This window comes from Mucilaginibacter sp. UYCu711, assembly GCF_050433825.1.
In the GTDB taxonomy this organism is placed as follows: Bacteria; Bacteroidota; Bacteroidia; order Sphingobacteriales; family Sphingobacteriaceae; genus Mucilaginibacter.
The window spans coordinates 241752-253766 of the sequence record NZ_JBNPWM010000007.1 but is presented as its reverse complement, the minus strand read 5'-3'; the positions used below and the strand labels follow the sequence as shown (position 1 = coordinate 253766).

The following is a 12015-nucleotide window of genomic DNA, read 5'->3' as shown; positions in this document are numbered from 1 at the left end:
GACAGTGTAATGTTTTATATGCGGCGGAATTGATAATGATATAAAAAATCTTTAGTTTGCAGTATAAATAACCTATCATGAAATTTCTTTTAACAATGTTTGGCGTATTATCGTGTTCGGTGGCCGTCCTGGCGCAATCAGATGTCAATAAGAGAGAAGCAAGTTTCTCTAACCATACCGTTCAGGTTAAATTTATAGGGCAGGATAGTATTAATTTGAGTATGAATAGTGATTATGAGTTGACAGAGGGATCATGCCGCCAAATTATTCGCTACGGACATTATAACCGGTATCAGCACTTTTTTTATGGATCTTTTAAAGACGTTAGTGTTGAAAACCCAAAACTGACAGTTGCTGAAGGAACATATACAATTGATGGTATAAAAGATGGTTATTTTATCACCCGGTATCTGAATGGAAATTTACAGGCCAAGGGTAATTTTAAGAATAATATATATGATGGCAAATGGGAAGTTTATTATGAAAACAGCAAGCCTAAGCTCGTATTTGAAACCAACGGAAACGATATAAGAATTATCGAAGCCTGGGATGCCAAGGGTGCAAAGACTGTTGATATCGGAAAGGGAACATATATTGCAGATCTTAATGGGATTTATTGGAAAGGGAAACTGGTTGATGGTAAGCCTGACGGTACCTGGCGCGCCCGACTTACCGATGATGCTACCAATACAGACAAAGTAGTAGAGCATTATAAAAATGGATTATTTCAAGGAGGAAAAGGAGTTTTAGGTGAATACAATGACGTGCCTAAACTGGAGCTTTTACCGCCCGAACTATTCCCGTTCATCAATGCCGAAAATATGCGTGCATCGGCGGTGCCTTGTGGAGGTGTTAAACAAAAGCATCTGGTAAACGCCCAATATGACAATGGTATGCAAACCTTCACCGAGGAAATTGCAAGGGTTATTACGCCTTACCTGGAAAGGACAGATCTGAAATCTTATCAAAACACTTTTACTATTAATGGAGATATTGATGAAACCGGGCATATCGTAAACCTGGCGTCTAATAATGCATTGAATATGACCATATCCCAGGGGTTAATTAACCAGCTTAAAAGATTGCCTAAGTTGAATCCTGCAACAGCAGATGGTAAACCAATAAAGCAAAAATTTACAGTCACCTTTGAATTTAGCGATGGTGTTTACAGGTATAGTTATCAGTTTTTGCCGTTAAATGGTTATTAATTTAATACAAAGCACTTATCAGCTATGGTTACAAAGGAAGATCTTCAGAGAAAATATGCTACGCTATCAACCAGTGAGCTAATGAATATCTTGGATAATAAGTTTAGCTATACTGATCTCGCTGTAACCGTCGCCATAGAAGAACTTGCAAAAAGAAGTCCATCTGAAGAAGATGTAAAAAATTACAAAGAGGAAATATTAGACGAGGTAAATACTTTCATTGTAAACAATATAGAAGTAGATTTAACCACTTGGCAGAAAATGCTGTTTTATCTTTTTTGGTTTCCCATTTTAACCTTTGCCTTTAAGCGAAATTATAGAGAAGATGGGTATATATTAAAAGTAAGACAGGCTAATTATTATTCTTTTGTAGGATTTATAGCTTTAATAATATCAGCCTTTCTATCATTGCCCTTAAATTTATCAAGCTTTGGAGAAATTGCTCTATGGATGACAGGCTTTTTTCCGGCATATTTATTTGATGAATATTTTAACCGGCTACAGCAAATAAAAAAACTCAAGAAAATATTTAAGGTTGACGACACTGATCAAACCGATGATATGGAAAGACAAGAATGATTAAAACCTATCCGCCAAAAACTTCCCGGTATAGCTGTCCTTAACTTTTATCAGATCTTCAGGCAAACCTTCAAACATAACTTTACCACCACGGTCACCACCTTCGGGGCCTATGTCAATAACCCAGTCGGCGCATTTTATCACGTCCATGTTATGTTCAATTACGATAATGGTGTTACCATGCGCCAATAGTGCGTCGAATGATTTAAGCAGCTTCTTAATATCGGCAAAGTGCAGGCCTGTGGTAGGCTCGTCAAAAATAAATAAGGTTTTATGCGGATTGTTGCCCTTAACTAGGAAGGATGCCAGCTTGATCCGCTGTGCCTCGCCACCCGATAGTGTGTTTGACGATTGACCCAATTGCACATAGCCCAACCCAACATCCATCAGCGGTTTTATTTTGGCAACGATCTTAGGTTCGTTGGCAAAAAACTCCAGGCCTTCTTCAATGGTCATGCTTAGTACATCGGCAACATTTTTTTCGTTGTAGGTAACATCTAAAATATGTTGCTTAAAACGCTTGCCGCCACAGGTTTCGCAGGTCAGGAAGATATCAGCCATAAACTGCATTTCTATCTTAACCTCTCCTTCGCCCTGGCAAACATCGCAACGGCCACCTTCAACGTTAAATGAGAAAGCTGATGGCTTAAGCCCCGCCGCCTTTGCAACCGGAAGTGCCGCATACAGGTTACGGATCTCGTCCCAGGCCTTAACATAGGTAACCGGGTTTGAGCGCGATGAGCGGCCTATGGGGTTTTGGTCCACCAACTCTACCTGTTCTATTTTGCTATAATCACCTTCAATAGCGTCATAGCTTCCGGTTTGTTCGCCGTTATAATTGCCCAATACTTTTTGCAGGGCAGGGGCCAAAATGCGTTTTACCAAACTTGTTTTACCCGAGCCTGATACCCCGGTAACCGCGGTAAATACCCCTAACGGAAATTTTGCCGTAACATGCTGCAGGTTGTTTTCGCGCGCGCCTTTTATCTCGATAAAATCGTTCCATTTACGCCGACTGCCTGGTATGGCAATTTCTTCCTTGCCGCTTAGGTATTTGCCGGTAAGGCTATTGTCGTCTTTTATAATTTCGTCATAAGTACCGCTAAATATCAGCTCGCCGCCATGGGTGCCGGCAGCGGGGCCAATATCAATAATATGGTCGGCAGCTTTCATTATTTCCTCTTCGTGCTCAACTACCAAAACGGTATTACCAACATCACGTAAGGATTTTAAAACCGTAATTAAACGTTGCGTATCGCGTGGATGCAAACCAATACTTGGCTCGTCCAATACATATATCGATCCCACTAAACTACTGCCTAACGAGGTAGCCAAATTGATCCGTTGCGACTCGCCGCCTGATAATGTATTCGATAACCTGTTTAGCGTTAAATAGCTTAAGCCAACATCATTTAAAAAGATCAATCGGTTGGTGATCTCGGTTAATAAACGTTTGCCCACAGTAACATCCGTAGGGCTTAATTCAAGGCCCTGGAAAAACTCCTGTGCTTTATCTAAAGCCATTAAAACAACGTCGGTTATAGAATGGTCGTTTATCTTAACATAGGTAGCATCATGGCGCAGGCGGCTTCCCTTGCACTCAGGGCAGGTTGTTTTGCCCCGGTACCGCGACAGCATAACCCGGTACTGAATTTTATAGGTCTGCGCTTCCATCTCCTTAAAAAACTCGTCAAGGCCACGGAAATATTTATTGCCTTTCCATAATAGCTCCTGCTCTTTTTTAGTAAGCTGGTTGTATTGGCGATGGATAGGAAAATCAAATTTTAAAGCATTTTTTACCAGTACATCGTTCCATTCGCGCATCTTCTCGCCGCGCCACGGGGCAATAGCACCATCATAAACCGATTTGCTTTTATCGGGGATAACCAGGTCCTCATCAATGCCGATAACCTTACCGTAGCCCTCGCAGCGTTTACAGGCGCCATAAGGGTTATTAAAACTGAAGAAGTTTGGTGTGGGTTCTTCAAATTTTATCCCGTCAAGCTCAAAGCGGTCGCAGAAGAAACGTTCTGCAGCCCCCTCTAAATCTCCCCCGGCAGGGGAGACTTTTAATTCTGAAGCCCTTCCTTCCGGGGAGGGTTTGGGTGGGGCTTCATATCGTACGTAACAATCGCCTTTACCTTCAAAAAACGCGGTCTGTACCGAGTCGCCCAGGCGGCTCATGGTTTCGTCCGAATTGTCTTTAGTGATCCGGTCTATAACAATATGTACCGCATGGTCCTTATAACGGTCGCGGTCTATAACTTCACTTTCTTCGGTATTATCCCAAACGGTATTATCTAATCCTTCTTCTTCAAGCAAGGTTTCAATCCGCGAGATCTTGCCCTGGTATTCAATCCTCACAAAACCTTTTTGCATCAGTACCGCCAGCTCTTCTTTTAAGCTGCGGTTGTTGTGCGGATATAGCGGGCAAAGTATGGTGGCCTGTGTTTCATTAGGCAGGGTCATGATAAAATTGATGACATCGGTAACAGAATCCTTCTTAACCACACCGCCCGATACCGGCGATATAGTTTTACCGATGCGCGAAAACAGCAGCTTTAAATAATCATAGATCTCGGTTGATGTGCCCACGGTTGATCGAGGGTTAGAGGTAATTACTTTTTGCTCGATAGCAATAGCGGGGGCAATACCTTTTATATAATCAACGTCGGGCTTGTTCATCCGGCCCAAAAACTGGCGCGCATAGGCAGATAAACTCTCTACATAACGGCGCTGGCCCTCGGCATATAAAGTATCAAAAGCAAGCGATGATTTACCCGAGCCCGACATGCCGGTTACTACCACCAGCTTGTTTTTAGGTATGGCCACATCAAGGTTTTTAAGGTTATGTACCCGTGTGCCCTTTATAATAATGTGTTTTTTAGGATCCTTGTCTGCTTCGTTGATCATTTGTATATCGTAAAATCTGTAGCCGTCCGACTACCGTATATCGTATAAATTATTGTTTGTTAGGGATTAAACCTTTATAAAAGATAACGTCTAAGAGCATATAGCCAATAATCGAACCGTATTTTTTGAAAGTGCAAAAATCCTAAAATATTTAGCAGTATCCAAATAACATTGTAAGGCAATAATTATTATGACACAAAAAAATTATTTGTTTTTTACCGCGGAATTTGTTTTATTTGGTGTAACATTAAATTAACAAACCCCTAAGGAGGATCTATATCGATTAAAAGCTATACTTAACAAATTAATTTAAACTAAGTTAAAGTAAACGCTTTATATGGATTTTCAATTGCAAAGTGATCAGGATCTAATCCATCTGTACATTGGCGGCGACGAAAAGGGGTTAGTGGAGCTAATTCGCCGTTACCAAACTAAAATTTACACTTCTATTTACTTGCTGGTTAAGGATGATTTCCTGGCCGAAGATATTTTTCAGGACACGTTTATTAAAGTTATTAATACACTTAGAGCCGGTAAATACAACGAAGAAGGCAAGTTTTTACCTTGGGTAACCCGTATTGCCCACAATTTGGTTATTGACCATTTTCGCCGCGAAAAGCGCGCCCCTATGGTAAGCAACGGCGACGATTTTGATATTTTTGAGGTTCTTGGCAACTACGATGAGAGCACCGAGGACCGCATGGTGCGCGAACAAACTCATAAGGACCTGAAAACACTGATACAACTTTTACCGTCTGAACAAAAAGAAGTGTTGATTATGCGCCATTTTGGCGACATGAGCTTTAAAGAAATTGCCGACATTACCGATGTGAGTATAAACACCGCCCTTGGCCGCATGCGTTACGCGCTAAACAACCTGCGCAAAATGATGCAAACTAAAGAGTTGAGTTTAAAGAATTAAGATTAAAGTGTGATTTAAATAGAGGTTCATCCTTCCCATCTGCTCCCGAGGGAACGAGAACCTCTTTTTTATTTTAGTATCACTGCAATTAGTTAGTTCTTCACCCGGTTTTGTTCGCTTTCTGCCCCATTGGCTTCATGTTTGCGCTGATCAGAAATAGTTTTACCAAAGCGGTAGGATAGGGATAACACTGCGGTCCGCGAGTCGTTAATGTTTGTCCAGTTGGCTGTTGTGCGGCTCAGGTTATTAATAGTGCCATTGGTGGCAAAGGTGTAAAACATGTCATTAACTACCAGTTTAAGCGTCGCTGCCGACGACAGTTTTTTGGCTATGGCAGCGTTAACTTTCCCTTTGCCCTCGATAACAAACTGGGCTGTGGTGATCTTGCTTTGGTAACCGCCGTCTAATTGCAGCGTCCAGTCCTTGCCGGGCTTAAAGCTAAATACCGGTCTTACAAAATAATAAGTTCCCTTAGTGTCCAGCGTCCCGGTATAAAAATCACTTACTGTGTGGATCTGGGCCGCATGACCGTGAAACTGGATGTTGAGCCACTTGGCCGGGTCGAAGCTGCCGTCGAAAGATAAGGTCATCTCTGTATACTTCCCGATATTGCCTGGCCGGCTGTAATAAATGCCATTCACTATCTCGATGGTTTCATCAACATTGTCGCGCGTGCTGCTGTAACTAAAAGTAGTTGTATACCGGTTGTTATACGTGTGCGATAATTCAATATTATCTGTAAATGATGGCCTCAGAAATGGATTGCCGGTGTAATAGGTAAACTTGTCTAATGGCGATAAGAACGGGTTCAGGTCCTGGTAATATGGGCGGTCTATACGCCGGCCATAATTAAGGCTTATAGTGTTGCGTCCTGCAGTATCTGCCTTGTATTGCAGGTATAAGGTTGGGAACAAACTGGTGTAGTTGCGGCGGAAACTTGAATCGGCCTTTTGCGCATTGCCCAACTGATGCCCGTCTGAAACCGTATTCTCCAAACGCAGCCCTGCCTGGAACGAAAAGCGTTTAAAATCCCGCGAGGCATTCAAATAAGCCGCATTGATGTTTTCCTTGTACAGAAAATGATTGGTTTTGCCATAATCGGGTGTTGTTGTACCACCCGTAGTATAAAAATAATCGGCCACGTTATCAGTATGCGTATAACTTGATTTGAGGCCGGCGGCAAGTTTAAGCCCACCGGTCAATGGATGTTCGTAATCAACCTTGCCCGAATAAATATTGATATGCGCGGGTAAGGAGCCGGTTAGCAGATCGCTGCCTTTGGGACTGCCATTGGCCAAAAAGCTACGGTTATCAAACGACTGCTCATTGCGGGTATAATAATTAAGGTAATCCAGATCTGCGCTAAGCTGTGGGCCATCTTTTTTGTACTGGTGCCTGTAGTTTAGGTTTGCGCCAAGGTTGCGGAACTTGTCAAGCTGATTATTGTCGGCAAGTACGGTAGAGTCAGGTGTGCCGGCCGCGTTAGAAAAACGGCTGGTTACCGGAGTAACCGTGTTATGCGTGTTGTACATGCCGGTAAGGTTAATCCCCAGCGTGCTTTTTTCTGACAGGTAATAATCTGCACCGATCTTAGCCAGGCGATTAGTGCCGGTATTGCGGATATACGAACTTTGCATAAAGTTACTCAGCAGATTACCTGCGGCGTCAAAGAAATGCCGGTTAATGGTAAGATCAGTAAATGAATTATTATAGTTATAGCTTAGGTTGCCAAATACATTTAGTTTCCCGGTACGGTAATTAAAATTAAAATTGTTGCTGGTTCTGGCAAATTTGCCCTGGATATAATTAAGATTTACGCCTCCGTTAAAGCCTTTTACTTTATTTCTTTTTGTCCTGATGTTGATCACCCCGCCGTTTCCGGCCGCATCATATTTTGCCGGCGGATTAGTCATTAACTCTAATTGATCAATACCCGCCGCGCTTAATGAACGGAGATAGTTTTGCAGATCGGCACCGGAAAGATAGGTAGGCTTATCATCAATAAAAATGGTCACGCCCTTACCTTTCAGTGTCACGCCGCCGTTTTGGTCTATTATAACGCCGGGCGCCTTTTCCAGTACATCCAATGCTGTACCGCCTGCATTGCTTATCAGCGCTTCGGGGTTTACTACCGTCCGGTCAATCTTTTGCTCTACAAAAGGGCGCTGCGCTGTTACGTTAACCGTTTTTAGCTCGGTGCCTGAAATTACCAGCACAATTGGTTCCATTATTTTATTTTGTTGCAAGGTAAAAGTGGCGCTTTTGTAAGGCTGGTACCCCATCATGCTTACCGACAGCCTGTAGTCACCGCTCCCGAGTTTTTGGAAGCTATAATTACCTGTCGCGTCAGCCAGGGCTGTCTTTACCAGGGTAGAATCCTGCGCTTTTAGCAGGTAAACTGTGGCGCCGTCTAATGCTTTTTTATCTGCGTTCAGCACCTTGCCGGTAAGCTGTAAGCCGCTTTGGGCTTTTACAAAAATTGGCGCAATAAATAGCCAGGCGGCTAAAAAAGCCGTGATCGTTAATTTCATAGGTAGTGATGTTAAGCGTTAAATGCTAAGGCTAAATTTAAGGATGAATCGGGTAGGTTAATTTTAGTTGTTTTCTCATCGTAATTAAACATCCATGACCAGCTTCCCTTTTTACCTGGTTCCGGGGATTTTACAAAAGCTTTCCTGTATTTCTGATAGATTTCGTCGGGTATTTTTTCGTCATTTACGATAAATTCTTTATCGCTTAACTTGAAAGACCGCAGGTCTTCCTTCTTGTTTATGACGCCATCTGCTATCAAAGCAGCGGTTAACTTTTCGCGGTTGGTATCGTCGTTATAAGGTTTGTAATTAACCGGGTAAGGAGTTGCTGCATAAGCCTGATGCTGCAAATTGTACTGACTTGTCCGTAGGTTTGCCTCGCCAGTCCTGATATTAGCTTTGCTCGTTCGAAGATTGGCCTGGCTTGTCCGGATATTAGCCCGGCTTGTCCGTAGGTTTGCTTTACTTGTTCGCAGATTTGTCTGGCTTGTCCGCAGGTTTGCCTGGGCTGTACGTATAGATACAACTGGAGTGATCGGGTCAGCTTTAATGACTGCCGGATGTGCCACCTTAGCTACCAGTTTTTGTAATTTATCGGCATTAGAGAAAGCGGCAGTAAACAAAACAGCTGTTAACAATCCGACAGCTAATACGGCACGTTCAATGATATTCAAAGATGGGTTGCTGTTTGATAGCATCCGCTTTACGCGCCCTAATAAATTGTCCTTACGGCCGCTAAAGGCCATGGCATAGGCAGGTGCTGTTAATTGATATTCATGACAGGCTACCAGGGCATTAATATAAGCTGATTTACTGCCGGTATGGGCCAGTGCAATATCGTCGCAACAGTTCTCGCGCTCTTCGCGGATAAGTGATGCCACCCAAAGCACAGCCGGATTGAAGAAGAAAACGATCTCCACACTGCTAACCAGCAAATTCACCAAATAATCGCGCCGGCGGATGTGGGCCAATTCATGGATCAGCATTGCTTCTATGCCGGCAGGCGGCATGGCGGTGATCAAACCGGCGGGGATGAGGATAAGTGGCTTTAAATGGCCAACTACTATAGGCACCTTAGCTAAACCAGATTCGGCTATACTTATCATGCGCTTAATACCTAATTGCAAGGCAAGCACCTTTACCCGTTCTTCCCACTCGCGGCTTATTGCGGTGATATGCCTGCGGCGTAAAAAATACAGGCTTTGCAGGCCCGTAAGAAGTTGCAATGTCCTGGCCAAAACAATTGCCAGCCAAATAAGTACAATGGCATTGGCATGTGTGCGCAGCAATAAGGTGATATCAGCCCAATTGCCTGGCTTAGCATTTATTGGTGTTGATGCAAATGCAGGCAGGCTAACCGGCGGAGCGGCAGTTAAGCTTAAGCTTGGCTCGGTTGCCAATAACTGCCTTAAGAATATAAACAGTACCGATCCGGCAAATAAGCCTAATCCCGTAAGCAACAAGTTATACCTTATCTGCGGGCTTGCCTTGCGGGTGCACAGCACCATCAAGCCTGCCGCTACAGAAAGTAAGATACCCAGCCATAAAGAATGGATAAGCGTATCGCAAATGGCATTAATATAATGGGCTGGGATTGCTTTCATGGCTTGGCTTTAAAGTGAGGTTAACTATTCTTCGAGTTTATTAAGCAGGTCCTTTATCTCCTGTAATTCTTTTCGCGAGGGTGTTTTATCGCCCAGCAGCTGCATTACCAACTTGCCGGCTGATCCTTTGTACATCGTATCAACAAACTTATCCAGCAGGTGCGCCTTGGTTTTCTCTTCGGCCTCAACCACACTATAAATATGTTTCATCTGGCTGTCGTCGCGTTTAAGCAGGCCCTTTTCGGCCATTAGCTGCATGAATTTTAAGGTAGTGCTGTAATTCACTTCCTTTTGCTTCAATAACTCGTCGTTAACAGTGCGTACCGTAGCCGGGCCGGTCTTCCACAATACCTGCAGGATCTCCAGTTCTGACCTGGTTGGCTCTACCGTTTGCCGCTCATTTTTCATACTCATGAAACAAAGGTAGGAATTTTTTTCTACCATGCAAATAAAAGTAGGAATTTTTTTCTACCTTTTGAAAATAGTAGTTGATCGCTATGGAGCGAGGGTGGTGGTGGATTAGCTGCGGCTAATTAATGTATTCCTTAGCTATCATTTCATACAACTCCTTATTATCCTTAGCCATATCCAGGTTTTGCTTTATTAAAAGGGCCATATCTTCTTCGGGCATAGATAGCGCAAGCGTATGCAGCGCCGTAAAACATGATATTTCCAGGCTCTCTACAACATTAAGGTGATAAAGCAGGTAAAGATCGGTTTCAAGCTTAGACATGCCGGGTGCTTTGCTTGTAACGTATGCCTCCATAGTGAGCGCGCGCACACCCACACACTGGCGCGGATGGTAAGTTTCGTTAATGATCCGGTAAATAACATCCATGCGCAGCAGTTGCAGTCTTATGCCATCAACGCTTTCTAATATAGCATGCTCAAGGTCCTTAAACGATGCGCTGTTAGCCATAACCGGCAGGTTGGCAACCAGGTAAGTTTTAATGCTATAAATGTTGCTTAATTGCATCAAAAATATCTTCCGTACAGAAGCATTGTCCATTTTTAAATGGCCGTTGAATAAACGCATGTTTGATCTTGAAGCCATTTTATCGTGATTTAGAGGAAGGAATGGCTAAAGGTACACTTTATAAGTGGTAGTAGCTTTAAGTTGTGATGCGCATATACAGACGGATGCTACTAAAACTATACAGCCGCTATCAAATACCAAAGGGCCTTGCGGCCCCTTAGTATTCATTGGTTTATTTGGTTAGTAAGTGCTCCATTGCGCAACGCCTTTCGGGTCGGCTTTTTTAACTTCTTCGCTTTTAACAGCGCTCATCTCCTTGTCCAGTTTTTCGGTTGCTTTCAGTTCTTTGCTGTAGTCATCAGGCAACTTGGTCTGTCCTTCGGTTTGTTTCACATAAGCTATAGGGTTTTCAATGTAGACGAAATCCTTACCCATGCCTTTGATCTCGCCTTCGTTCCACGGGCCACGTACGGTACCGTCAGAGAGGTTGTACGCCTGTTGTAAATACCGCGGATCGGCGGCTAATACAGCCGGCGGGAAATTAGGCTGGATACTGTCCAGCGCCGCTTCAAACATTTTGTAGTGGGTCACTTCCCTGGTCATCAGGAAAGACAATGTTTCATGGATGTACGGGTCATCTGTAAATTTCATTAAGTGCTCATAAACCAGCTTCGCTCTTGACTCGGATGCCAGGTTGCTGCGCAGGTCGACGGTCAGGTCGCCGTTTGAGTTAATGTATGAGGCGCACCATGGGATCCCCTGGCTATTGCGCGGTGTGGGGCCGCCACCGGTAATAATGGGGAACTGCGGGTTCGCCGATAGTGCAGCATGAATAATGCTTTCCTTGGCAGCGTTGCCATCCATCACCTGCATGATCTCCGACTGATCGGCAGCGTCTTTTAACTCGCCGTTCACTCCCTTTAAAAGCATCTGGATGGTAGCGCCTACAATTTCCAGGTGGCTAAACTCCTCGGTGGCGATATCCATCAGCATATCGTACTTGTCGGGATGCGGGTTTTTAGCGCCAAATGCTTGTGTAAAATATTGCATTGCAGCCGCAAGCTCTCCATTTTCGCCGCCGAATTGCTCTAATAATAAATTGGCAAAACGCGGGTCGGGTTTGGATACCCGGGCGTTAAATTGTAAAGATTTTACGTGGTGAAACATAATAGTGAATTTTAGTTGTAAATAATAAATTATCCTATAAATTAAATAACCTATGATTTATAACTACGCAGAAAACGATTTGTTTGATGATTTTAACAATAAATACGGATGCCTT

At 43.5% G+C, this 12015-nt stretch carries 9 protein-coding genes; 3 read left to right on the top strand and 6 right to left on the bottom strand.

Annotated elements, in window-relative coordinates; genetic code table 11:
* Positions 1–77: 77 nt before the first annotated feature.
* Both ABIB50_RS16625 and ABIB50_RS16620 read left to right on the top strand, forming a co-directional pair.
* On the top strand, positions 78–1208 hold the full coding sequence (locus tag ABIB50_RS16625) for a toxin-antitoxin system YwqK family antitoxin (protein ID WP_429381400.1): 1131 nt from the start codon (positions 78–80) through the stop codon (positions 1206–1208).
* Positions 1209–1232: 24 nt separating this feature from the next.
* Positions 1233–1787 carry a hypothetical protein gene (locus ABIB50_RS16620; protein ID WP_429381398.1) on the top strand — a complete coding sequence of 185 codons (555 nt, stop codon included), beginning with the start codon at positions 1233–1235 and terminating at the stop codon, positions 1785–1787.
* Here ABIB50_RS16620 and uvrA read toward each other — a convergent pair whose 3' ends face one another.
* Positions 1788–4700: an excinuclease ABC subunit UvrA gene (gene uvrA, locus ABIB50_RS16615; RefSeq protein WP_429381396.1), complete on the bottom strand. Its 2913-nt coding sequence runs from the start codon at positions 4698–4700 to the stop codon at positions 1788–1790.
* 337 nt (positions 4701–5037) lie between these two features.
* Here uvrA and ABIB50_RS16610 point away from each other — a divergent pair, with 337 nt between their 5' ends.
* Entirely contained in the window at positions 5038–5622 is a 585-nt protein-coding gene (locus ABIB50_RS16610; protein WP_429381394.1) for an RNA polymerase sigma factor, read from the top strand.
* Positions 5623–5714: 92 nt separating this feature from the next.
* Here the strand turns inward: ABIB50_RS16610 and ABIB50_RS16605 are convergent, their stop codons facing one another.
* The 5 genes from ABIB50_RS16605 to ABIB50_RS16585 all read right to left on the bottom strand — a co-directional run bounded on the left by ABIB50_RS16605 (position 5715) and on the right by ABIB50_RS16585 (position 11900).
* A complete protein-coding gene (locus tag ABIB50_RS16605) occupies positions 5715–8153 on the bottom strand; it encodes an outer membrane beta-barrel protein (RefSeq protein WP_429381393.1) in 2439 nt (812 codons plus the stop codon).
* Between the two features lie 11 nt (positions 8154–8164).
* Entirely contained in the window at positions 8165–9757 is a 1593-nt protein-coding gene (locus tag ABIB50_RS16600) for a M56 family metallopeptidase (protein ID WP_429381391.1), read from the bottom strand.
* Between the two features lie 24 nt (positions 9758–9781).
* A complete protein-coding gene (locus tag ABIB50_RS16595; protein ID WP_429381390.1) occupies positions 9782–10171 on the bottom strand; it encodes a BlaI/MecI/CopY family transcriptional regulator in 390 nt (129 codons plus the stop codon).
* Positions 10172–10286: 115 nt separating this feature from the next.
* Complete coding sequence (locus ABIB50_RS16590) at positions 10287–10811, bottom strand: DUF892 family protein (protein WP_429381388.1); 525 nt, start codon at positions 10809–10811, stop codon at positions 10287–10289.
* 162 nt (positions 10812–10973) lie between these two features.
* Positions 10974–11900, bottom strand: a complete 927-nt coding sequence (locus ABIB50_RS16585) for a manganese catalase family protein (RefSeq protein ID WP_429381386.1) — start codon at positions 11898–11900, stop codon at positions 10974–10976.
* Positions 11901–12015: the final 115 nt, after the last annotated feature.